Origin of the sequence: Mycolicibacterium vulneris (assembly GCF_002104765.1) — a bacterium.
GTDB lineage: Bacteria > Actinomycetota > Actinomycetes > Mycobacteriales > Mycobacteriaceae > Mycobacterium > Mycobacterium vulneris.
Map to the genome: position 1 here is coordinate 129111 of NZ_NCXM01000007.1, position 23089 is coordinate 152199.

Sequence of the window (23089 nt, forward strand, 5' to 3'; positions counted from 1 at the left end):
GGCGAGCGGGCATACGGGTTGACCGAGATGCGCGGCCGCAGGATGACCTGGAGGCCGTCGTTGGCCCCGCCGAGGATGTCGCCGCCGACATAGTTGGCGTTGTAGGCCGCCAACTCGGCAGTGCTCATGCTGACCGTCGCGACGATGCGGTCGCGGAATCCCGGGAACCGCTCGATCTGGTCGACGACCGCGGCGGTGGCGTCGCCGGTCTAGCCGAACGGCACGTGCGCATAGGCCCAGATGGAGAACGAACGGCCGCTGGGCCATCTTGCCTTGCGCGCGCTGGCGTTCGGTGTCGGCGATCTCGGCGAAGCCGCCGCCGAGGTGCACGCTGCCCGCGCGCCGGCAGTCGGGGTTGGTCCAGGGGATGTCGCCCCGCACCGCGAAGTCGAGACCTTGAACGCCGAGGAGCCCTGGCGGTAGCGCCGGTAGGAGCGCTTGACGCGGCCGGGCATGGCGTCGCCGTAGAGCCGCAACGCCGCGGCGGGGCTCAGGTCGAGCATGACGATGTCGGGTCGGGGATGTCGCGGCGGACGGTGACGGTGACCCCGGTGGCGATGGCGCCGCCGAACAGCGCGCTCCCCCGCCGACGGTGTCGCGCGCCTCCAGCACCTGCACGTCGACCCCGTGGCGGGCGAGCTGGATCGCCGCGGCCAGGCCGTTGGGGCCGGCGCCGACGACGACCGCTCCGTCATCGAGTGCCGTGCCGGGTCGTGACGTGCCGGGTCGTGACGTGCACGGGGTAGTCGTCGCCCGGCTCCGGCCAGGGCTGGCGGCTCAGCATCCCTGCGACGTCGACGTAGCCTTCTTCGATCAGGCCGGTCTTGGCGTCGACGATGCGGTAGGCCTGCGTCTGGCGATGGATCGGCTGGGCCTCCAGGATGATCACCCGCACGTCGCCCTCGTCGAAGTCGCAGCGCCGCTGCACGGCGGCCAGCAGCTGTTCGTTGTGCAGGTGGCCTTCGCCGAAGTTCCAGCCGATCAGCGGTCCGGCGATGATCTCGCCGTCGCGCAACAGGTAGTCGACCTCGTCGGCGCCGGCGGGCAAGGCGCGCGGCACCAGCCCGCCCAACGTCCGCCCGTGCGTGTGCATGGATCGCCACGCCATCAGCTTGTCGATCATGAGCTCGGCGGTCTGCGGATCGTAAAGCCGGGCAAGCTGATTGGGCGCCAGCGCCGACGCCTTGGTGATGTTCGCCTCGATCTTGTCCTCGACGCCCTTACGCAGACACCATGTGCTGGTGGCCCAGTTGCCCGCGTAGTAGCGCATCGCCGGAAGGAACGAAATCTGTTGCGGGAAGATGTTTCCCACGATCGGCACCACCGCCAGCGCGACGATCAGGATGATCAGCAGCAGCGGCGAGCTCAGCCCGGCGGCCGTCACGCCGGCGTAGTGCCCGAACAGATAGAACAGCGAAAAGATGAAGAAGACGTTCCACTCCAGCGGGACGCCCATCGGGATGGTGGACGTGATGTTGAGGTGGAACAGCACCATGAAGGCGATCAGGAACCACGCCCACCGGTGACCGTCGGCGACGAACACCAGAACCAGCGGCACCAGAAACTCGGCCGTTGTCCCGCCGACGTGGGCCATGACCTTCGGGATCCACGACGGCCGCAGGTCGTCGACCGGGTCGAGGTAGAGCCGGCGCTTGAACCAGTTGAACGCCCGACTGCGCAGCAGTGGGCTGTTGCTCATCATGACCGCGACGACGTACGGGAAGTGGTGGTTGAGCTTGGAGGTCGCCGCGCCCCACCACAGCGCCAGCATGATGATCTTGAAGGCGGCGATCTGATCGGTGAACCCGAAGAAGAACACCAGCAGGGTCAACCCGTAGTGCTCGCCGCGTGCCGCCAGGAACACGGTCTTGTCCCGCAGGCCCAGCAGCGCGAGCGCAACGATGGCGGGCACGACCAGCATGGGATCGATCAGGCCGACGTCGCCCGCCGCGGTGACCGGGCCGCCCCGCCCCGGGGAGAGCAGCGCCCAGACGCCGGAGGCCAGCACCACGAGGTACAGCGCGACGTCGACGACGGTGCGGCGGTCCCCACGGGTGAACGGGACCTTGTCCGGCCACGCCGGCAACCGAATAGTGTTGGGTCGCAACCAATACAGAAAGCCACCGAACGGCGGCCAGAATCGCGCGGTCAGCGGCCCCGATCCACAACCCAGGCCCAGCATCTCGAACAGCAGCGTGAAGACGACCAGCTTCTGGTACACGATCGGCTGCGTCCACCAGTCGGCGAGGTGGCCCAGCCCGCCCAGGCCCGGCGTCAGCGAGATCACCGCGGCGGCGCCGACGGCGTACCCGGCGATCTTGAAGACGTAGAACAGATAGACCGCGTACGGGGAGCCGAAGCCGTGTTCGACCCAGTGCCGGGTCATGATCTGGCGCCTGGTCGAACGCGGCAGGCTGAGCCACGTATGCGGGTCGACGTCGGGAAACTCCGGGGCCATGAATCCCATGGGCGGCCTCGTTCCTATCTAGAAACCAGCTGGCCCATAGAATGTATCGGCACCGCCACGCGGGTGTGCCGATTTGTGCGCGTCCGCGATCCGCCGGCTACCGCGTCACTGCCTCGATGACGAAACCGCTGCGGCGATGGGTGATTCAGCGTACGGCTGGGGCGGCCCGGCGAACCGCGGGGCGCGCCTGAGCCGAACCCGTTGCCGGTGCCTGGCGGACAAACCGCCGGCGCAGCTTGTCGAGTAGGGTGTCCAGCGTCCGCCGATCCTGCTCGGCGATGCGCACCAGGCGACGCAGGTTCGCCACCGCGTCGAGGTCGCCCGTGATTTCCGCGGTGCCGATCTTGTGCTGATACTCCTCGATGCGCTGATCGATGAAGCCGCGCCGCCCGGCGAGCAGCCGCACGAAGTAGTCGGCCTGCTGTTGGTCCGCGCTATCCGGGGCGGCCGCGGCGAGCGCGTCGGCGGCCCGCGCGATGGCCGGTGCGTGCCGGGACGCGTCTTGGCCCTGACGAGCGGTTTCCGGGCGGGACGCGGCGGTGTGGGAACGGCGCCCGCGCCGGTCCCGGGTGCCGGCCGATCTGTGTGTGGCGCTCGAGCGTGCGCCGCGCTCAGGTGACAGACCGGCGACGTCCATCGGATCCCCCTTGCTCGAGGATTACTTAAGGCGCCGTAACGATAGCGCCCGGGTCGGGACCGCACCACATACTTGGACGAAATAGGGTAAAACACCCCGACAGCAGCGAGGGTCCGGTCGCTACCATCGAGGGACTCGACTCGGCCCCCCAAACCTCAAGGGGCCTGGCGCGAGTGTCAAGGGAGGAACGTGACCGACAACGGCAACCCCGGCGGCGGGGACATCGGCAAATTCGACCCCGGCTTGACCCAGCGCCTGATGGCGGTGATGCGCCCGGTCCTGAAAACCTACTTCCGGTCCGAGGTACACGGCCTGGATGCGTTCCCGCCCGGCGGAGCGCTGGTGGTGGGCAACCACTCCGGCGGCATGTTCCCCATGGACGTCCCGATCTTCAGCGTCCACTTCTACGACAAACTCGGCTATGACCGGCCGGTCTACACGCTGAGCCACGACATCCTGATGACCGGCCCCACGGGAGACTTCTTCCGGCGCACCGGATACATCCGGGCCAACCGCGAGAACGCGGCCGAGGCGTTGCGGTCCGGGGGCGTGGTGATCGTGTTCCCCGGCGGCGACTACGACGCCTACCGGCCGACCCTGTCGGAGAACGTCATCGACTTCAACGGCCGCAAGGGATACATCCGCACGGCGATCGAGGCCGGCGTCCCGATCGTGCCTGCGGTGTCCATCGGCGGCCAGGAGACCCAGCTCTACCTGACCCGCGGCACCTGGCTGGCCGAGCGGCTGGGCATCAAACGCTTGCTGCGCAGCGCGATTCTGCCGCTGTCGTTCGGCTTCCCCTTCGGCCTGAGCGCGGTCATCCCGCCGAACCTACCGCTGCCCACCAAGATCGTGACCCAGGTGCTCGAGCCCATCGACATCGCCAAGCAGTTCGGCGACGACCCGGACGTCGACGAGGTCGACGAGTACGTGCGGTCGGTGATGCAGGAGGCGCTGACCGAGCTGGCCGCCAAGCGTCGCTTCCCGATCCTGGGCTGAGCCGTGCCGAATCCGTTGAGCGAGACCCTCGGCCTGGTCACCACGCTGAGCCGCGCCGGCATGATCGCGCCGATGCGCCCCGACCGCTACCTGAAGATGGCCGCGGCCATGCGCCGCGAGGGCATGGGCATGACGGTCGGCTTCGCCAGTGCGGCGCAGCGCTGCCCGGATCGTCCCGGGCTGATCGACGAGCGCGGCACGCTGACCTGGCGCGAGCTCGACGAGCGGATCAACGCGTTCGGCGCCGCGCTGCAACAGCTGCCCGCGGGTCAACCCAGGGTCGTGGGCATCATGTGCCGCAATCACCGCGGCTTCGTCGAGGCGGTGGTGGCCGTCAACCGGATCGGTTCCGATGTCGTGCTGCTCAACACCTCGTTCGCCGGGCCCGCGCTGGCCGACAGGCCGGACGCCGCCCGCATCGTGGCCTGGACGGACGGGCAACACGATCTCACCGTCGAGAAGCTGATCGCCGCCCACGCCGGGCAACAGCCCCAGCGCTCCGGCCGCAAGGGCCGGATGATCCTGCTCACCTCCGGCACGACCGGAACGCCCAAGGGCGCCAACCAGACCGGCGGCAACGCCGGAATCGGCACGCTCAAGGCGATTCTGGACCGCACGCCGTGGCGGGCCGAGGAGAACATCGTGATCGTGGCGCCGATGTTCCACGCCTGGGGTTTCTCCCAGTTGATCTTCGCCGCGTCCATGGCCTGCACGGTGATCACCCGACGCAAATTCGACCCCGAGGCCACGCTGGACCTCATCGACCGCCACAAGGCCACCGGGCTCGCCGTGGTGCCGGTGATGTTCGACCGCATCATGGAGCTGCCCGCCGAGGTGCGGCGCCGCTACAGCGGCCGGTCGCTGAGATTCGCCGCGGCATCGGGATCGCGGATGCGACCCGACGTGGTCATCGCGTTCATGGACGCGTTCGGCGACGTGATCTACAACAACTACAACGCCACCGAGGCCGGCATGATCGCGACGGCCACACCACAGGATTTGCGTGCGGCACCCGACACCGCGGGCCGGCCCGCGGGGGGAACCGAAATCCGAATCCTGGACCCGGAATTCAACGAACTGCCCACCGGCGAGGTCGGCAGTATCTACGTGCGCAACAACACTCAGTTCGACGGCTACACGGAGGGCTCCACCGGCAAAGGGAAGGACTTCCACGCCGGCTTCATGTCGTCGGGCGACCTGGGCTATCTCGATGAGGCGGGGCGACTGTTCGTCGTCGGCCGCGACGACGAGATGATCGTTTCCGGCGGCGAGAACGTGTACCCGATCGAGGTGGAGAAGATTCTGGCGGCACATCCCGACGTGGCGGAGGCATCGGTAATCGGCGTGGACGACGAACAATACGGGCAGCGGCTGGCGGCCTTCGTGGTGCTCGAGCCCGGCGCCGCGCTCGACGCGGGCGCCGCACCCGAGGCGCTCAAGCAGCACGTGCGGGAGAACCTGGCCAACTACAAGATCCCCCGCGAGATCACGGTGCTGGACGAGCTTCCCCGCAGCAGCACCGGCAAGATCCTGCGCGCCGAGCTGCAAGCGCGGGTGACCGGCTGATGCGGCTCGCCCGGACCATCAGAAAACCCCGGCCGCTCGCCCGGGCCGCGCTCGAATTGGCCAACGCCGCCAACGGTTTACGCCCACTCGCGCGCAAGGGCTACAGCACCGTGCTGGTCTTCTGGTTCGGCTGGCCGGCCTCCGAGGTGCCCGGCGTCTACTTCTCCGCCTCGCTGCTCGACGCGCTGCGGCGGGGCCGCCGCGGCGACTTCGCGGGCCGGCGCGGCAAGGCCGCCCTGGCCCTGACGGCGGCGTCCTGGGCCATCCTGGGCGTGATCAAGTATCGCGGCGTCACGACTCCCGGCCCGGTGCTGGAGGCGGGCCTGCGCGACCAACTGGGCGACGACTACGAAGAGGCGCTGAGCGAGCTGCCCCAGAGCACACCGACGCGCAGCGGGCGGCGCACCCTGCCGCTGGGCAACACCGTGGCGCGCCGCCGCTACGTCGAGAAGACCAACGTGGTGTCCTATGGTCCGCACGGCCGCGCCAACCTCGCCGACATCTGGCGCCGCCGCGATCTGCCCCGCGACGGCAAGGCGCCCGTCCTGCTGCAGGTGCCGGGCGGCGCCTGGATGATCGGGATGCGCCGCCCCCAGGCCTATCCGCTGATGAGCCACCTGGCCGCGCGCGGCTGGGTGTGCGTGTCGATCGGCTACCGGGTGTCGCCCCGGCACACCTGGCCCGACCACATCGTCGACGTCAAACGCGCGCTGGCCTGGGTCAAGGAGAACATCTCCCGCTACGGCGGCGACCCGAACTTCGTGGCCATCACCGGCGGATCCGCCGGCGGCCACCTGTGTTCGCTGGCGGCGCTGACGCCCAACGACCCGAAGTTCCAGCCCGGGTTCGAGGATGCCGACACCTCGGTGGTCGCCGCGGTGCCGGTGTACGGGCGCTACGACTGGTTCTCCACCGAGGGTGAGGGCCGGCGCGAATTCGTGGACCTGCTCCAAAAGTTCGTCGTCAAAAAGAAATTCGCGACCCACCGCGACATCTACGTCGACGCCTCGCCGATCCGGCGGCTGCGCGCCGACGCACCGCCGTTCTTCGTCCTGCACGGCCACGACGATTCGCTGATCCCGGTCGGTGAGGCCGAAGAGTTCGTCGAGGAACTGCGCGCGGTGTCGAAGAACCCGGTCGCCTACGCCGAATTACCGCACGCCCAACACGCTTTCGATATCTTCAGTTCCCCGCGCGCGCATCGGTCCGCGGAGGCCGTGGCGCGATTCCTGTCGTGGGTGTATGCCTCCACTGGTTTCTGAATCCGCCCGAGCGCGACTAGACGTGTCTCCGGTATGCGGGCTGCAACCCTCAGCTCGCGCCGCACCGACCGCGTGTCGCCCCATCAGAACTGCACCGAAGTCACATCGCTCTGCAAAATGACGCGGTGCGCACCAACACGTCGAAGCGGCAGATGAACACGTCAGGCAGACGAGCTGCTTATTGGCGGCGTCCGGTCCCCCGTCATCCGGATAGGTGAGCAGGGCCGTCGGGAGATTTGCGGGATCCGACCATTGATTTCGGTCGCGGTGCACCACACCTCCCAGCTACGGTTATGCAGTGATGTTTGGTCACGCATATTTAGAGCCAGATTGGCGGCGAGAAGCCCTGCGGACCAATCTGTGGGTTGTCCCTGCGATCGAAACAGCGGTCATATCGCTTCTCTTCTTCGTCACTTATACGGCAGACCGCGCCGCCTATTACGGGCACATTCATTTCCCAGAGTGGGTACTCAACGGTACCGCCGATACCGCGCGAGTCATCCTGACCACGATTGCCGCGGCGATCATCACCGTGATCGGCATCGTCTTCTCGATCACCATCGTGGTCCTGACGCTCGCCTCGACTCAATTCGGGCCGAGAATGTTGCGCAACTGCGTGCGCGACGTGGGAACGCAAGTGGCACTTGGGGCTTTCGTTGCGACGTTTTGCTACACGATGATCACCCTGGTATCGGTCGGTGGCGGTGAAAAGGGTGAGTTTGTTCCGCATCTGTCGATCACCGTGGCTTTGGCGCTGACAATCACCAATGTCGGCGTACTGATCTACTTCCTGAATCATGTCGCCGTGATGATCCAGCTACCCGTCGTGATCGCGGGCATCGCAAAAACTCTCACCGCCGAGATCGAGGCAGAAAATCGAGCAGGTTTCCCCGCCGACGAGGCGGAGCGCGAACCGTACGAGGAATTGCTGACTCGCCTGGCCGAGGGTGGTGCCCCGATCCGCACACCGCGCAGCGGCTACCTGCAAGTGATCCGAATGCAAAAACTGGTGAAGGTAGCCTCCAAGGCCGGTGCGGTCATCGAGCTGCCCTATCGCCCAGGGCATTTCTTCGTCGCGGGCCAGGTGATGGCGCGGGTGTGGCCGCCCAGTGCGGCCGCCGCGGTGGAGCAGAGTCTGGCTTTTGGCCATATCGCGGGTGCGTATCGCACACTCCCCCAGGATATTTCGTTCGGAATCGACCAATTGGTGGAGATTGCCCTACGTGCGTTGTCACCCGCGGTCAACGACACCTTCACGGGAATGACCTGTGTCGACTGGATCGCCGACGGACTTTGCCGGATTTCGCGTTCGTGGCATCCGCGACGGATCCGGTGTGACGCGCGCGGAGAGATACGCGTGATTGCCTACCAGCCCGATTTTGAACGGTTGGTGCAACGGGCTTTTGACACAATCCGGCAGGCGGCAGCCGGCATGCCCGCGATCCTGATCCGGCAGCTCGATGCATTGGCGAAGATCGCCGAGCAGACGCCCGACCGGACCCGGCAAACAGTACTACGCGACCAAGCCGAGGCTATCCAGAGATTAAACCTGGATACGGTGGCCGACCAGGGAGACCGAGACGACGTCACGCGTCGCTATCAGGCGGTCATGGCACTGATTGGCTCGGGCGACAAACCATCGTCGTCCGAGACGCTTGCCAGTTAACGCGTTCCCCGCTCGATACGCGCGGCTACGCCAACAGGAAGTAGCGCACCCACAAGTAGCCAATGCCGATTAACGCCGACGTCGCGGTCACTACCGCCCCTCGTCGGGTGAAGTCCCAGAAGGAGACGGCGCTGCCGGCGCGCACGGCGATCCCGACGACGACGACGTTCGCGCTGGCCCCGACGGCGGTGAGGTTGCCGCCGAGGACGGTGCCCAGGATCAAGGCCCACCACAGCACGCCGTGCGGGTTGAGGTGCTGATTTGACGCGGTGAACTGTCCGACGATCGGTGTCATCGTGGCGGCATAGGGGACGTTATTGACAAAGCCGCTGAAAAGGAAGGACACGCCGAGGATCAGTAGTGTCGTCATCCACGGCCCGCCACCGGTTGCATGGCTGGCCAAGTGCGCCAATTTATCGATGACGCCGGTTTTGACCAGCGTTCCGACCATGATGAACAGCCCCGCAAAGAACAGCAGCGTCTCCCACTCGACGCTGGACAGATAAAACTCACGGCCCAGACGGGAGATCACTATCAGGAGCCCGGCGCCGGTCATCGCCACGAGTGACGGCTCCATGTGGATCTGCTTGTGCGCGACGAACCCGGCGAAAACGGCAACCAGGATAACCCCGCAGTGGATCAGCAGCCGGGGATTGCGGATCGCTTCGCGTTCATCCATCGACATGACATTGGCGATTCGCTCAGGGTCGACAGTGAAAGCGCCGGGGAACAGGGGGCGTAGTAGCGCAACCAGGGCACCGAGAACGATGATCACCACGGGCGCCATGTTGGCCAGAAAGGACACAAAACTCAGGTCGGCTCCGGTGCCGATGATGATGGTGGTCGGGTCACCGACCAGCGTCGCCGCGCCGCCGATGTTGGCTGCGAACGCCTCGACGATGAGAAACGGGGAGGCAGCGACGTCCAACCGATCGCACACCAATAGCGTGACCGGCGCGATCAACAAGACCGTGGTGACGTTGTCCAGGAAAGCCGATCCGAGCGCGGTGACCAGCAACAGCAGCACCATGATCCGCAGCGGGGAGCCCTTGGCACGCTTGGCCGACCAGATCGCCACGTATTCGAACACGCCGGTCTGGCGCACGACGCTGACGATGATCATCATCCCCAGGAGCAGAAAGATGACATCCCAGTCGATTCCGGTGTCCTCCGAGTAAAAGACTTCATGGGAATTGACGACCGGCAAGAAGAACATGGCCGTCGCGCCGGCCAGCGCCACCAGTGTCTTGTTAAAACGCTCGATGGTGATCAACCCGTAGGCGATCACGAACACTACGACCGCGTAAATCGCGTGAAACGCGCTCATCTGCCGTCCCCCCGTTGGGCATGTGCGCGGCTCGGTACCGCGCACCGCGATCCACCGATCACGACTTCAGCACTGCGGCGAGCAAGCGTGAGGCCGTAATCACGCCAAGTAGATTTCCACCCCTTTCCACCGGGATCAGCGGAGTGCGCAGCCTCGCCATTTTCGCAGCGACTTCGAGGACGGTCTCGTCGAATTCAGCGGGCGGCACGTTGACCAAATGCTCTGGCAGCATGGCGCCGACCGCCTTGCCACGCAATCGGTCCGCAACGTGATCAGCAACCGACTCGCTCAACACACCAGCTAGCAATGGATCATCCTGCACAAAGCGCGGCACCACAAATCGAACCACTTGGGAGGCCGGTAGCACCGCGTAAAGTCCGCCAGACGCGTCAACGACCAAGATCCCCGGAAGCCGTTGCTCAGCGATCATACGGACGGCCTCAACCGCGTCAGCATCGATACGGATCACCGGAAAGGCCTCAGCAATATCCTCGGCGCGCATGCGCCGACCCTAGCAATCGCAGCCCGGCGATCCCAGCATTCTTGACGAATGCTGAACGGCGGCGGGAGGCTTGGCTGCCCGTCCGCCGGACTCTAGCCGCCCTTCAGCTATCGCAGAGCACAACACCTTTGCTCGGCCGCGTCATCATGCGGAACTGGCGAAGTCGGCGTCGCCACCGGCAGTGTTGTGGATCAGCCGAGTTGATACACCTCTGAATAGACCCGCGACATAATTGACCCCCCTGCAAGCTGGGGAGGTGTCGTGACGCATTGTTCTCGTCACCCGTTCAAAAGCTCCGAAACTTCTTGTGCGACACCGCCTTTGGTGCCGCGAGAAGACCAAGAGACGTCACCGAATTCCTATCGCTTTTCGGTCTTTTTACATGAATAAACATAACGTTAACAATCTGAACCACGCAGCCGCCGCAAAGTTGCCCGATGTAAATATTGTGGGATACACATAGGTGGCACTCCGCAGCCGAGATCGCTACAGGCCTTCCGGCCTTCCCGAATAATCCTCAGGGCGCCAACGTGATTCGTCCATGAACACAGAGGCATTTCCCGCTACCCGTAGCTGCTGCCCGCCGCCGTAGCTAACTCGACGGCCAGGCTGATCTCGCTCGGATTGCCCCGGAGGCGCAGACGACGCAGACTAAGCACGTGCGGCTGCCGGAAAAGAAGCTGCCGGGCTCTCGAAATGGCAACCGCGGGGAGGAAGGCCTTCGGCTTCCGGGAAACGGCCAGATCGGAGGAGATCTGTGAAATACCAATCGCTGATGCTGCCCACCTACCTCGGTGAGCGGCAACCAGCGGCGGCCAGGTCCAGGGCCGACGCCAACTTGGGTTTTTTCGGACAGCGGCCGCCCGTCGTCGTCGACCGCAACGTCGATGTGCCGGTGGTGGTCGTCGCTGTCGGGCGGCGGTGCGCAAAAGCGGCAAGCCTTTCGTTGTCGCTCTGATCGGGAGGGTGCGGGCATGAGATCGTCGACTGACCGGCTGGGTGTCTCGTTGTCGATCGGCGACGTGGGCAAGCGCCTCTTTTTGGGTAAGCCGCTGATCAGCGAGCACCTGGAATCGGAGAGCTTGTCGAACGTTGTTGCGCTGGGCGCGCTTTCACCGGATGCGATCTCGTCGACGGTTTATGGTCCCGAACAGATCATGGTTGAGCTGCTGCCTGCCGCCGGGTTGGCCGCGTACGTGCTGGTGCTTCCGATCGCCGGTGTCATCTTGCTGATATTGGCGCTGGTGACCGGATCGTATCGGCAGGTCGTGATGGCTTACACCCAGCGAGGCGGCTCTTATGTGGTGGCGCGGGCCAACTTCGGACCCCGGGTGGCGCAGCTGTCTGCCGCCGCGCTGTTGATCGACTACGTGGTCACCGTGGCGGTGCAGTGTGCGTCCGGCACTTTTGCGGTGGTGTCGGCGGTACCTTCGCTGGGCCCTTACCACTTGGAAATCACGGTGGTGGCGTTGCTCTTGATTGCTTACGCCAACCTACGCGGATTGCGGGAGGCGGGCCGGATATTCGCGGTGCCGGTCTACTCTTTCATCGTCATGCTCACGGTGATGATCGTGACTGGTGTCGTTCGTGAAGCCTTTTGGGGTTTACCGCAATACGATCCGGCGCACATTGCCGGAGCTGTGCCGGTGCATCAGGGCAACGGGCTGGTGATGGGCGCCACGATTCTGGTGTTGCTGCGTGCCTTCGCCAACGGCGGAACGTCGCTGACCGGCGTCGAGTCCATCGCCGACGCGGTCAACATCTTTCGTAAGCCGCAAGGCGTCAACGCGCGTCGCGTTCTCACCGCAATGGCCTGTGTCCTGGGGTTCTTGTTGGTTGGTGTCATCTACCTTGTGCACGTCACCCACGCGACTCCCTTTGTCGCCGAATATCCGTCGATGCTTTCCGAGGTCGCCCGTGCGGTTTTCGGTACCGGGGTGATCGGCAGCAGCATGTATTGGCTTCTGCAGACGGCGAGCGCGGCCATTTTGTTCTTCGGTGCCAATACCAGTTTCAATGGTTTCCCTGCGCTGACCAGTTTCATTGCCGAGGATAGCTTTCTGCCGCGGCCGCTGGTGAAACGCGGTCATCGGCTGGTGTTCTCCAACGCCATCATCACGTTGACCGCGCTGGCGCTGATATTGCTGCTGGTGACCGGCGGCTCGGTCGACGCGATCGTGCCGCTGTTCGCAATGGGGGTGTTCACCGGGTTCTCGATGGCCGGCTATGGCATGACCAAACACCATCTCGCCCAGCGTGGGCCGGGCTGGCGCCACAAACTGGTGATCAACCTGTCCGCGGGGATCTTGTCGACGATCGTGGTGGGGATCTTCGCGGTGGCCAAGTTCACCGAGGGGGCGTGGCTGGTCGTCGTGGTCATGCCCGCACTGGTGTTCGTGTTGATGCGGCTCAACCGGCGCTACCGCGCCGAGGCCACCGTCTTGAAGACGTCTTCCACCGAGCCGCCCGGGTCGGCCGCGTATACCCGACATCGAGTGTTCGTCTTTGTGGATTCGGTTGACCTGGCCGAGATCGCGGCGCTGCGCTACGGAAAGAGCTTGCACCCCGACGAGCTAACCGCGGTGCACTTCGTGCTGGACGCGGCTCATGCTGCGGAGTTAGCGGAGCTCTGGGACCGCTTCGATCAAGAGACTCCGCTACGCCTGATCGACTGTCCGGATCGTCACCTCAGTCGGGCCGCCCAAGAGCTGGTCCTCCAAGCGCTCGGCGAATGTCCAGAGACCGAGGTGACGGCTCTGTTGCCGCGTCGAACATATGCGCCGCTGGTGGGCCGGCTGCTGCATGACCGCACCGCGGACAAGATGTCTCGGGCTATCAGCCGGCTCCCGGGTGTGGTCGCGCTGATCGTTCCCTACGACACGGGGTCTCGGATAGCGCAGGCGACCGCCGCCGGTTTCGAGCAACGGATCGCCCGACGAATCGGCAAAGTGCTGATGCGGATATCGCGCATCGAGGAAAAAGACCACTCCTTGTCCCCGGCGGTGATCTCCGTGGCGGGCCTGGTTCCCGGGCGACGGGCCACCATCGAAGGATGGGTCAGGCGGGTCGAAGACATCAGCGAGGACCGGCGAACATCTCGGTGGATCCTGGTCGGCGATGACAGCGGAGAGGTCCGGGTCACTCTCCATCCCGGCCACGGTGAGACTATCCAGCCCGGTCAGCTGCTGCGGGTCACCGCCGAGGCGCGCCGAAACGGCAACGAGCCGATGTCGATGGTCGACCCCACCTACCAAGTCGTCGAGTAACCGGGGAAGTGATGTGTTGTGACAACATCTGATGTGACAACGTCGGTTCGCCGGCCGGTTATCCGGCCATCCATCGGCGACGTATGCAAGCGCGTCTTGCTGGGGAAGCCGCTGATCAGCGAGCAGCTGGACTCGGAGAGCTTGTCCAACCCGGTTGCACTCGGCGCGATTGCACCGGACGCGATCTCGTCGACCGCCTACGGTCCCGAACAGATCATGGTCGAACTGCTGCCACATGCCGGGCTGGCCGCGTTTGTGTTGGTGCTGCCGATCACCGCGGCCATCTTGCTGGTCCTGGTATTGGTGACGCTGTCGTATCGCCAGGTCGTGACGGCCTACGCCCGCGCTGGCGGCTCCTACCTCGTGGCGCGGGAGAACTTCGGGCCCCGGGTGGCGCAGGTCGCCGCCGCCGCGCTGTTGATCGACTACGTGGTCACCGTCGCGGTGCAACCCGCGGCCGGCACAGTGGCGGTGGTGTCGGCAATACCCCAGCTGCGTCCGTACAGCTTGGAAATCGCCGTGGCTGCGGTGGCCCTCATTTGCTACGCCAACCTGCGCGGGTTGCGGCACGCAGGCCGGATATTCGCCGCGACGACCTACTCGTTCGTCATCATGATGACGCTGATGATCGCCACCGGCTTCATCCGTGAAGTCATTTGGGGCTTGCCGACATACGCGTACGATCCGGAGCACCTTCCCGGGGCGGTGCCGGTGCATCATGACAACGGCCTGGTGATGGGGGCCACCATTCTGGTGTTGCTGCGCGCGTTCGCCCATGGCAGCACGTCGCTGACCGGAGTGGAGGCGATTTCCAACTCGGTCAATGTCTTTCGTAAACCGCAGGGCCCCAACGCGCGCCGGGCCCTCACCGTAATGGTCTGGATCCTCGGGTTCTTGCTGACTGGTGTGGCCTATCTTGCGCACCACACCCATGTCACTCCCTTTGTCGCTGAATATCCGTCGATGCTCTCCGAGATCGCCCGGACGGTTTTCGGCCACGGAGTGATCGGCAACATCCTGTACTTCCTCGTCCAGGCGTCGAGCGCGGCGATCCTCTTCACCGGCGCCAATACCAGTTTCACTGGCTTCCCGCCGCTGGCCAGTTTCATTGCCGAGGACCGCTTCTTGCCGCGGCCGCTGACCAAACGCGGTCATCGTCTGGTGTTCTCCAACGGCATCATCACGCTGGCCGTGCTGGCGGTGGCACTACTGCTGGCGACCGGCGGCTCGGTGCGAGCGTTGGTGCCGCTGTTCGCGATCGGTGTGTTCAGCGCATTCGCGATGGCCGGCTACGGCATGACCAAACACCATCTCACCCAGCGTGCGCCGGGCTGGCGACACAAGCTGGTGATCAACCTGTCTGCGGGGATCTCGTCAACGATCGTGGTGGCGATCTTCGTGGTGGCCAAGTTCACCGAGGGAGCCTGGGTAATCGTCGTTATCTTCCCCCTGCTGGTGTTGGCATTAACGCGGCTCAACCGGCAGTACCGTGCCGAGGCCGCCGTTCTGGAGACGTCACGCACCGAGCAAGAGCCTGCTGAGCTGTTCGACCATGCAAGACACCGGGTGTTCGTCTTTGTGGATTCGGTTGACCTCGCGGTGGCCGCGGCACTGCGTTACGGAAAGGGCTTGCACCCCGACCAGCTGACCGCGGTGCACTTCGTGGTGGACGCGGCTCATGCCGCGGACTTGCAGGCGCAGTGGGAACAGTTCGACAACGTCACTGCGCTTTGGGTCATCGACTGCCCGGATCGCCACCTCGGTCGGGCCGCCCAAGAGCTGGTCTTACAGTCACTCAATGATCATCCAGGCACGCAGGTGACGGTACTGTTGCCGCGTCGAGAATATGCGCCGCTGGTAGGCCGTCTGCTGCATGACGCTACTGCGGACAAGATGGCCCGGGCTGTCAGCCGGATCCACTCTGCGACCGCGATAATCGTGCCCTACGACATCGAGTCTCGAATAGCACGGGCAATCGCCGACCGTTCCGAGCAACCGATCGCGCAGGAAGCCCGCAAGTTGTAGATACGCGCTATCAGCCGCTCTCGCGCGCGGCGGCCTTCTCCAGGTCGGTCAAGGCCGGCTCGATCCGATCGGCCATGTCGTCGATGTCGTTGGCCACCTCGGGCGTCGTCACGAAACCGAAGTCCAGGTAATCGGTGTAAGAGAAGCAGGTGATGTTCAGTGCGACGTCCATCACCGGCGGCCCCAGCGGCACCAGCGAATCCAGCTTGGCGCCGGCCATGTACAGCGGGAACGGCGGGCCGGGGACATTGGAGACAACCAGGTTGATGGGAGCCAGGTTTCGCGACAGCCCGCTGGCCGTGTAGGCCCGGGCGGCCAACCCCAACAGCCCGGGCGGCGTGGTCTCGGTCAGCCCCATGATCTGATGCGCCGACAGCGCCTTGGCCATCAGCTTGGCGTTCTGGGTGCTTTCGTGAATGGCCCGCAGCCGCTCGCCCGGGTCTTCGACATCTGTGGCCAGCGAGACGGTCATCGAGCTGACCTTGTTGCCGACGTCGTCCTTATCGTCGTCGGTGCGCGTCGAGACCGGGATCTGCGCTATCAGTGGCTTGGCGGGCAACTCGCCGCGCTTCTGTAAGTAGTCACGCACCGCCCCGGCCACCAGCGCGAGCACGACATCGTTGAGCTTGAAGCCGTACGCGTCCTTGACGGCTTTGGCACGGGCCAGTTCGACGCGGCAGCCGGTGATGCGCCGGTGCGGCGAGACCGGCGCGTTGAAGCGGGTTTTCGGGGCCTCGAAGTAGCGCGGCGGCCTGCTGCGCACGCCCAGCGTGGCGATCTGCTGGCGCACGGTCTGTTCCATGAGCCTGGCGATACGAAAAGGCGTCTTGACACCAAGGTTGATGAGCGCGCCCACCGCGCGCCGTTCGATGCCGGGAATCTGCGATCCCACCAGCGATCCCACCGTTTCCTGTTGCGGCGGGCGCGGTTCCGGCGTGACATCCAGGAGAATCTCACCCAGGCCGGCGCCCGAGACACCGTCGACGATGGCGTGGTGCATCTTGGTCAGCGACGCGATCCGGCCGCCCTCGACGCCCTCGATTACCCACATCTCCCATAGGGGCCGGGCACGGTCCAGCTTGTAGGACATCAACCGGCCGGCCAGCTCCTCGAGCTCGCGGCGACCGCCCGGCGCCGGAACGGCGATGCGCCGGATGTGGAAGTCGATGTCGAGGTCTTCATCTTCGACAAACCAGGGCCGGTCCAGCCCCAGCGGTGCCCCGGTGACCCGCCACCGCAGCTGCGGCAGCTCCGGCAGCCGCTCGATGATCAGTTCGCGGAGTCGCTGGAAGCTGTACTCGGGTGATTCCTTCGGGTCGCAAATCGCCAGCGCTCCCACGTGCATGTGCCAGCCCGCGGTTTCGGCCGACCAGAACGCCGCATCAACGCTCGAAAGCCGTTTCATCACCCGACCGTAGCCCCCGCCCACCCGTTGCGAACAGCGATTGGCGCGACCAGTTACGCGTCCTCAAGCAAATCCGGCGTCACCGCCGACTCGGTATCGGGGATGCCCTCGACCTTCGCCTTTCGATCGGCCATCGACAGCAGCCGCCGAATACGGCCCGCCACAGCATCTTTCGTCATCGGAGGGTCGGCGAGCCGGCCGAGCTCCTCCAGTGATGCCTGCCGGTGCTCGACGCGCAGCTTGCCGGCCGAGGCCAAATGGTCGGGAACGGTGTCGCCCAGGATCTCCAGCGCCCGCTCCACCCGGGCCGCGGCCGCGACCGCAGCCCGCGCCGAGCGGCGCAAGTTGGCGTCGTCGAAGTTGGCGAGCCGGTTGGCCGTGGCCCGGACCTCGCGCCGCATCCGGCGCTCCTCCCACACCAGCCGGGTGTCCTGGGCGCCCATCCGGGTCAGCAGCGCGCCGATCGCCTCGCCGTCGCGCACCACCACCCGGTCGGCGCCACGCACCTCGCGGGCCTTCGCGCTGACACCGAGCCGACGCGCGGCACCCACCAGCGCCAGCGCCGCCTCCGGGCCGGGGCAGCTGACTTCCAGCGCCGACGACCGCCCCGGCTCGGTCAGCGACCCGTGCGCCAGGAAGGCTCCCCGCCAGGCGGCCTCGGCGTCGCCGACGCTGCCGCCCACCACCTGGGCCGGCAGTCCGCGCACCGGGCGGCCGCGGTTGTCGAGCAGGCCGGTCTGGCGCGCCAGCGCCTCACCGTCGTTGGCCACCCGCAGCACGTACCGGGTGCTCTTGCGAATCCCGCTGGCCGACAACACATGTACGACGGCGTTGTATCCGTACAGCTCGAAAATGTCCTTGCGCAACCGCCGCGCGACGTTGCCCAGGTCCACCTCGGCCTCGACCACCACGCGGCCGCCGACGATGTGCAGCCCGCCGGCGAATCGCAGCAGGGACGTGACCTCCGCCCGGCGCGCGCTGACCGATTTCACGATGAGGCGGCTCAGTTCGTCTTTGACTTCGGTCGTCATCGCCACGCGTCGTCACCCCTTGGTCCGCTGCCGGCCGGTCCACTCCCCCCGGCTGGTGGGCTGGCACCGTCGACCCGAATATCCGCGGTGGCCGTGACCGAAGACGGTCCCGGAGCCTTGTGGGCCGCCCGGACCCCGTCCAGGGCCGCCGCGAGCTTGCCTGGATCATGTAAAGGTGTACCAGGTCTGGCCACGTCGGCGAAGTGGACCTCGGCCGAAAGCAGTGTGGCGGTACGGCGCAGTTGATCGCGCTCGCGCTCACTGGGCACCCGTTCGGCGTCGATGATGATGTCGTGCACGCTGAATTCCGGTGCGTGCTGGGCCAGCACGTGCAAGTGACGCTCGACGGAGAAGCCGGCCGTCTCCCCCGGCTCTGCCACCAGATTGAGCACCAGGGCGCGCCGCGCGGTGGTCGCCCGCAGCGCCGCGGCCAGCCCGGGCACCAGCACATGCGGGATCACGCTGGTGAACCACGACCCGGGGCCCAGCACCACCAGATCCGCAGCCATGATGGCGTCGACGGCCTGCCGCGTCGCCGGGGGGTTGTCCGGCAGCAGCCGGACGCGGCGCACCTTGCCCGGTGTGGTCGCGATCGCCACCTGGCCGCGAATCAGCCGGAACATCCGCGGGTCGGATTCCAGGCCGGAGACGTCGGCCTCGATCTGGAGCGCGATCGGGCACATCGGCAGCACCCGGCCCTTGACGCCGAGGATGCGCCCCAGCTCGTCGAGTGCGGCCACCGGGTCGGCCAGCACCTCGGACAGGCCGGCCAGGATCAGGTTGCCGATCGGATGCCCGGCCAGGGCGCCGGTGCCGCCGAACCGGTGCTGCAGGATGGTCGCCCACAGCCGCCCATGTGGGCTGTCAGATGCCAAGGCGGCCAATGCCATTCGCAGGTCACCCGGCGGCACCACGTCCAGCTCGCTACGCAACCGGCCGGACGAACCACCGTCGTCGGCAACGGTCACCACGGCGGTCACGTAGGGAGTCAGCCGGCGGGCCGCCGACAGCGTCGCGTACAGGCCGTGTCCGCCGCCCAGCGCGACGATGCCGCGGTTCGTCGGCTCGGTCATTCGCGGCCCAGATCCCGGTGCAACACCCGCACCGACAGTTGGGGATCGGTCTTGAGCAACTGCATCAATGCCTCCGCGATCGCGACGCTGCGATGCTTGCCGCCCGTGCAGCCGATGGCCACCGTCATATAGCGCTTGCCCTCCCGGCGGTAGCCGTCGACGACCAGAGACAGCAATCGATGGTAGGCATCGAGGAATTCGGCCGCGCCCGGCTGGCTCAACACGTAATCCCGCACCGCGGGGTCCTGCCCGGTGCGGGGACGCAATTCGTCGACCCAGTGCGGGTTCGGCAGGAACCGCACATCCATCACCATGTCGGCGTCCATCGGCAGGCCGTACTTGAAGCCGAAAGACTCGACCGTGACGCTGGTGGTCGCGCTGGCGACGCCGGCGAAGGCCCGCTCGATGGTCTCGCGCAGGCCGCGCACCGACAGCGTCGAGGTGTCGATGATCAGGTCGGCGTTGGCGCGAACCGATGCCAGCATCCGGCGCTCGGCGGCGATGCCCTCGGCCAGGGTCTGATCGCCCTGCAGCGGGTGACTGCGCCGGTTCTGTTCATAGCGGCGCACCAGCATGTCGTCGGATGCTTCCATGAAGACCACGCGCGGGGCGATGTTTCGGGTAGCCAGCTCGGTGCGCACCGAGTCCAGGTCGCCGGTGAAGCCGCGCGACCGCACGTCCATCACCACCGCGAGCTGGGTGATCCGCGAGCCGGCGGCCAGACCGAAATCGACCATCCGGGTGATCAGCTGCGGGGGCAGGTTGTCGGCCACATACCAGCCGAGGTCTTCGAGCACCTTGGCTGCGGTACCCCGCCCGGCGCCGGATAATCCGGTCACCAGAACGACGTCGATACCGGCCGCGGCATCCACCGAGTGGCCGCCCGCGAACTCACCTGGGCCCGTCACCGGGCGGCCTCGGACTGATCGGGTCGCAGCGCCTCGAGGACGGCGGTGGCGGTTGCCACCCCGATGCCGGGAACGGCGGTGATCTGGTCGACGGTGGCCTCCTTGAGGCGGGCTATCGATCCGAAATGGCTTACCAGTGCCTTGCGGCGACGTTCTCCCAATCCTGGCACCGAATCCAACACCGATGCCGTCATTCGCTTGGATCGCTTGCTGCGATGGTAGGTGATGGCGAACCGATGCGCCTCGTCACGGACGCGTTGCAGCAAATAAAGTCCCTCGCTGTTGCGCGGCATGATGACGGGATCGGGCTCCGAGGGCACCCACACCTCTTCCAGCCGCTTGGCCAGGCCGATCACCGCGACGTCGGTGATGCCGAGTTCCTCGAGCACCGCGCTGGCCGCGTTGACTTGCGGCGCACCGCCGTCGACGACGTACAGATTCGGCGGGTAGGCGAACCGACGAGACTTTCCTTCCGCCGAAAGCATATTCGGGTCGTTTTGTTCACTCAGGTGCCGCGCGAAGCGGCGCCGGGTCACCTCGGCGATGGAGGCGACGTCGTCGGAGCGCCCCTGTCCCGCGGCTTCCCGGATGCCGAAGTGCCGGTAGTCCGATTTGCGCGGCAGGCCGTCCTCGAAGACCACCAGCGAGCCCACCACGTCGGTGCCCTGGACATGGCTGATGTCCACGCATTCGATGCGCAACGGCGCGTCGGATAGGCCAAGTGCCTCCTGGATGTTCTGCAGCGCAGCGGATCTGGCGTTGAAGTCACCGGCGCGCCTCAGTTTGTGTTGCTGCAACGCCTCTTTCGCGTTGCGTTGCACGGTCTCGGCAAGCGCACGTTTGTCGCCACGCTGCGGCACCCGCAGCACCACCCGGGATCCACGCAAGCCGGACAGCCAACTGGTCAGCTCGCCGGCATTCGACGGCAGGCACGGAACCAGCACCTCGCGCGGCACCGGGTTCACCGATTCGTCTGCGGCGCCACCCAATTCGGCCTGCTCACCGTAGAACTGGGTCAAGAACTGCTCGACCAGCTGTTCCTCACCGGAATCGCCAGGGTCGGCGGACATTTCGACGATCCAGCCGCGCTGGCCGCGCACCCGGCCGCCGCGGACGTGGAACACCTGGACCGCGGCCTCGAGGTCGTCGTCGGCAAACGCCACCACGTCGGCGTCGGTGCCGTCGCCGAGGACGACGGCCTGCTTCTCCATCGCCCGCTTCACCGCGGCCAGGTCGTCGCGCAGCCGCGCGGCCCGCTCGAAATCGAGCTGCTCGGCCGCGGCGTTCATCCGCTGTTCCAGCTCCCGGGCGAACCGGTCGGTCTTGCCGGACAGGAAGTCGCAGAAATCGTCCACGATCTGACGGTGCTGCTCGGCGCTGACCCTGCCGATGCACGGAGCCGAGCATTTGTCGATGTAGCCGAGCAGGCAGGGACGGTCGATCTGTTTGTGCCGCTTGAACACTCCCGCCGAGCAGGTGCGCGCCGGAAACACCCGGGTGAGCAGGTCCAGCGTTTCCCGGATGGCCCACGCGTGCGAGTATGGCCCGAAATACCGCACGCCTTTGCGGCGGGGGCCGCGATAGACCATCAGCCGCGGGAACTCCTCGTTGAGGGTCACGGCCAGCACCGGATAGGTCTTGTCGTCGCGATAGCGGACGTTGAACCGCGGGTCGAATTCTTTGATCCAGTTGTATTCGAGCTGCAGCGCCTCGACTTCGGTGTTGACCACCGTCCACTCGACCTTGGCCGCGGTGGTCACCATCTGCCGGGTTCGCGGGTGCAGGCTGGAGATGTCGGCGAAGTATGACGTCAGCCGGCTGCGCAGGCTCTTGGCCTTGCCGACGTAGATGACTCGCCCGTGCGGATCCCGGAATCGGTAGACGCCGGGCTCGACCGGGATGGACCCGGGTGCGGGGCGGTAGGTGGCGGGATCGGGCACAGATCCAGGCTAGTAGCCGCCGGCGTGGTGCCGAGAAAGGCGGGGCGCGTGCGGGTGCCGGTCTAGTGTTGTGCATACCGGTCACCACGACGTTTGAGGGGATTACCGTCGAGTCCTCGCTAGCCTGGTTGCTGCAGCCCCTCGGTGTCGACACCTTCCTCGACGAGTGCGCTGCCGGCCGGGCTACTTCGACCGGCTGCTGGCCGGGCCTTCGGCCGTCGACGATCGAGCATGTGCAGCCCGAACCGTCGGCCGTGCAGCTGGTCAAGGGCGGCGAGTATAAGGATCCGGCGGCCTACCGCCGCGCCGACGGCGGCCTGGACCCGTGCCGCTGTTGCCGAGCAGCTGGAGCCCCGAATCCGACGAAGGAACATCCGGGCAGCTAGAAGGCCCGTAGCGGGGCCCCGCGCGGTCGTGGCGGTTTGGGCGGCATCCGATCCGGCTACCAGGCTTCTAGCTCAACGTTAGAGTGGGGGGCAGAGCAATGGAGGGAGTCCGTAAATGATGAAGCGCTCGTTGGCCAAACTGGCCGTCGCGCTCGGCGGTCTGGCACTGGCGTCGACCGCTGGGGCCGGGGTCGCATCTGCTGATCCCGATTACGGTCCGATGATCCACACCACCTGTAGCTACGACCAGGCGATGCGGGCGGTGCACGCCGAGAACCCGATGGCCGCCCAGTACCTCGACCAATCGCCGCCCAACCAGCAGTTCTTGCAGCAGTACCTGGCATCGTCGCCCGATCAGCGGGTGAACCTGCTGCACGCGATCGAGCACAACCAGGGGGCCCAGCAGGCCCTGCCGATCTTCCAGCAAATGATGACGGACTGCACTCGGTACTGAGTGCCTTCCACCGCTCTGGCCTGGGCTTCCCGGCCCACGAGTTGAACCACCAGGCGGCGGGCCACCGCGTCTAAGCGGTGCGCCCGTCGACCTGTGCCCGGCGTTTTCGCCGCCCAGTCCGCCATCGGGAACTCAGGCTGCGCGTCACAGGCTGCCAGCAGCAGAACCCGGGCGG

17 protein-coding genes and 2 pseudogenes are annotated in these 23089 nt (G+C 66.1%); 9 read left to right on the plus strand and 10 right to left on the minus strand.

Annotated features, from left to right (window positions below; translation table 11 throughout):
- Positions 1 to 8 precede the first annotated feature (8 nt).
- The 3 genes and pseudogenes from B8W69_RS08790 to B8W69_RS08805 all read right to left on the minus strand — a co-directional run.
- Positions 9 to 613: pseudogene (locus tag B8W69_RS08790) on the minus strand (FAD-dependent oxidoreductase); the annotation flags it as partial.
- Between the two features lie 78 nt (positions 614 to 691).
- On the minus strand, positions 692 to 2467 hold the full coding sequence (locus tag B8W69_RS08800) for a DUF3556 domain-containing protein (protein WP_085289447.1): 1776 nt from the start codon (positions 2465 to 2467) through the stop codon (positions 692 to 694).
- Positions 2468 to 2612: 145 nt separating this feature from the next.
- The gene (locus tag B8W69_RS08805; protein ID WP_245843178.1) at positions 2613 to 3104 is read right to left on the minus strand and encodes a hypothetical protein; all 492 of its coding nucleotides are present in this window, start codon (positions 3102 to 3104) and stop codon (positions 2613 to 2615) included.
- 258 nt (positions 3105 to 3362) lie between these two features.
- On the opposite strand from B8W69_RS08805, the gene B8W69_RS08810 reads away from it, so the two are divergent.
- The 4 genes from B8W69_RS08810 (at position 3363) to B8W69_RS08825 (ending at position 8597) form a co-directional block, all read left to right on the plus strand.
- On the plus strand, positions 3363 to 4103 hold the full coding sequence (locus tag B8W69_RS08810; protein WP_245843185.1) for a lysophospholipid acyltransferase family protein: 741 nt from the start codon (positions 3363 to 3365) through the stop codon (positions 4101 to 4103).
- Positions 4104 to 4163: 60 nt separating this feature from the next.
- The gene (locus B8W69_RS08815) at positions 4164 to 5669 is read left to right on the plus strand and encodes an AMP-binding protein (RefSeq protein WP_085289526.1); all 1506 of its coding nucleotides are present in this window, start codon (positions 4164 to 4166) and stop codon (positions 5667 to 5669) included.
- Entirely contained in the window at positions 5669 to 6931 is a 1263-nt protein-coding gene (locus B8W69_RS08820) for an alpha/beta hydrolase (RefSeq protein ID WP_085289449.1), read from the plus strand. The genes B8W69_RS08815 and B8W69_RS08820 overlap by 1 nt, the downstream gene beginning before the upstream one ends.
- 301 nt (positions 6932 to 7232) lie before the next feature.
- Positions 7233 to 8597, plus strand: coding sequence for a DUF2254 domain-containing protein (locus tag B8W69_RS08825; protein WP_085289450.1), 1365 nt, complete (start codon positions 7233 to 7235; stop codon positions 8595 to 8597).
- 25 nt (positions 8598 to 8622) lie between these two features.
- Here the strand turns inward: B8W69_RS08825 and B8W69_RS08830 are convergent, their stop codons facing one another.
- Together B8W69_RS08830 and B8W69_RS08835 are read right to left on the minus strand one after the other, a co-directional pair.
- Positions 8623 to 9924 carry an ArsB/NhaD family transporter gene (locus B8W69_RS08830; RefSeq protein WP_085289451.1) on the minus strand — a complete coding sequence of 434 codons (1302 nt, stop codon included), beginning with the start codon at positions 9922 to 9924 and terminating at the stop codon, positions 8623 to 8625.
- A 58-nt stretch (positions 9925 to 9982) separates the two neighbouring features.
- Positions 9983 to 10426 (minus strand): CBS domain-containing protein, encoded by a 444-nt coding sequence (locus B8W69_RS08835; RefSeq protein ID WP_085289452.1) that lies wholly within the window; start codon positions 10424 to 10426, stop codon positions 9983 to 9985.
- A 757-nt stretch (positions 10427 to 11183) separates the two neighbouring features.
- On the opposite strand from B8W69_RS08835, the gene B8W69_RS08840 reads away from it, so the two are divergent.
- From B8W69_RS08840 to B8W69_RS08850, 3 genes and pseudogenes are all read left to right on the plus strand, one after another.
- Complete coding sequence (locus tag B8W69_RS08840; RefSeq protein WP_085289453.1) at positions 11184 to 11384, plus strand: hypothetical protein; 201 nt, start codon at positions 11184 to 11186, stop codon at positions 11382 to 11384.
- Positions 11385 to 11400: 16 nt separating this feature from the next.
- Complete coding sequence (locus tag B8W69_RS08845; protein WP_085289454.1) at positions 11401 to 13692, plus strand: amino acid permease; 2292 nt, start codon at positions 11401 to 11403, stop codon at positions 13690 to 13692.
- Positions 13693 to 13725: 33 nt separating this feature from the next.
- Positions 13726 to 15714 (plus strand): annotated as a pseudogene (locus B8W69_RS08850) (APC family permease); the annotation flags it as partial.
- Positions 15715 to 15727: 13 nt separating this feature from the next.
- On the opposite strand, the gene B8W69_RS08855 reads toward B8W69_RS08850, so the two are convergent.
- The 5 genes from B8W69_RS08855 to uvrC are packed head-to-tail and all read right to left on the minus strand — an operon-like array spanning position 15728 to position 22074.
- Complete coding sequence (locus tag B8W69_RS08855) at positions 15728 to 17122, minus strand: WS/DGAT/MGAT family O-acyltransferase (protein ID WP_085289527.1); 1395 nt, start codon at positions 17120 to 17122, stop codon at positions 15728 to 15730.
- A 53-nt stretch (positions 17123 to 17175) separates the two neighbouring features.
- Complete coding sequence (gene whiA, locus B8W69_RS08860; RefSeq protein ID WP_040631623.1) at positions 17176 to 18153, minus strand: DNA-binding protein WhiA; 978 nt, start codon at positions 18151 to 18153, stop codon at positions 17176 to 17178.
- Complete coding sequence (gene yvcK / locus B8W69_RS08865; RefSeq protein WP_085289456.1) at positions 18150 to 19226, minus strand: uridine diphosphate-N-acetylglucosamine-binding protein YvcK; 1077 nt, start codon at positions 19224 to 19226, stop codon at positions 18150 to 18152. Before yvcK ends, whiA begins: the two co-directional genes overlap by 4 nt.
- The gene (gene rapZ / locus B8W69_RS08870) at positions 19223 to 20134 is read right to left on the minus strand and encodes an RNase adapter RapZ (protein WP_085289457.1); all 912 of its coding nucleotides are present in this window, start codon (positions 20132 to 20134) and stop codon (positions 19223 to 19225) included. The genes yvcK and rapZ overlap by 4 nt, the downstream gene beginning before the upstream one ends.
- Entirely contained in the window at positions 20131 to 22074 is a 1944-nt protein-coding gene (gene uvrC, locus B8W69_RS08875; protein WP_085289458.1) for an excinuclease ABC subunit UvrC, read from the minus strand. Before uvrC ends, rapZ begins: the two co-directional genes overlap by 4 nt.
- A 65-nt stretch (positions 22075 to 22139) precedes the next feature.
- Between uvrC and B8W69_RS08880 the strand changes: the two genes are divergently transcribed.
- Positions 22140 to 22460, plus strand: a complete 321-nt coding sequence (locus B8W69_RS08880; protein ID WP_245843179.1) for a hypothetical protein — start codon at positions 22140 to 22142, stop codon at positions 22458 to 22460.
- Positions 22461 to 22575: 115 nt separating this feature from the next.
- On the plus strand, positions 22576 to 22914 hold the full coding sequence (locus B8W69_RS08885; RefSeq protein WP_085289459.1) for a hemophore-related protein: 339 nt from the start codon (positions 22576 to 22578) through the stop codon (positions 22912 to 22914).
- The last annotated feature ends 175 nt before the right edge of the window (positions 22915 to 23089 follow it).

Bases quoted from the DNA above. Each gene is read 5' to 3' on its own strand.
- B8W69_RS08820 (WP_085289449.1), top strand. From the start codon at position 5,669: ATGCGGCTCGCCCGGACCATCAGAAAACCCCGGCCGCTCGCCCGGGCC.
- B8W69_RS08830 (WP_085289451.1), bottom strand. From the start codon at position 9,924: ATGAGCGCGTTTCACGCGATTTACGCGGTCGTAGTGTTCGTGATCGCC.
- whiA (WP_040631623.1), bottom strand. From the start codon at position 18,153: ATGACGACCGAAGTCAAAGACGAACTGAGCCGCCTCATCGTGAAATCG.
- B8W69_RS08825 (WP_085289450.1), top strand. From the start codon at position 7,233: ATGTTTGGTCACGCATATTTAGAGCCAGATTGGCGGCGAGAAGCCCTG.
- B8W69_RS08815 (WP_085289526.1), top strand. From the start codon at position 4,164: ATGATCGCGCCGATGCGCCCCGACCGCTACCTGAAGATGGCCGCGGCC.
- B8W69_RS08800 (WP_085289447.1), bottom strand. From the start codon at position 2,467: ATGGGATTCATGGCCCCGGAGTTTCCCGACGTCGACCCGCATACGTGG.
- B8W69_RS08885 (WP_085289459.1), top strand. From the start codon at position 22,576: ATGATGAAGCGCTCGTTGGCCAAACTGGCCGTCGCGCTCGGCGGTCTG.
- B8W69_RS08810 (WP_245843185.1), top strand. From the start codon at position 3,363: ATGGCGGTGATGCGCCCGGTCCTGAAAACCTACTTCCGGTCCGAGGTA.
- yvcK (WP_085289456.1), bottom strand. From the start codon at position 19,226: ATGACCGAGCCGACGAACCGCGGCATCGTCGCGCTGGGCGGCGGACAC.
- B8W69_RS08855 (WP_085289527.1), bottom strand. From the start codon at position 17,122: ATGAAACGGCTTTCGAGCGTTGATGCGGCGTTCTGGTCGGCCGAAACC.
- B8W69_RS08805 (WP_245843178.1), bottom strand. From the start codon at position 3,104: ATGGACGTCGCCGGTCTGTCACCTGAGCGCGGCGCACGCTCGAGCGCC.
- B8W69_RS08835 (WP_085289452.1), bottom strand. From the start codon at position 10,426: ATGCGCGCCGAGGATATTGCTGAGGCCTTTCCGGTGATCCGTATCGAT.
- B8W69_RS08845 (WP_085289454.1), top strand. From the start codon at position 11,401: ATGAGATCGTCGACTGACCGGCTGGGTGTCTCGTTGTCGATCGGCGAC.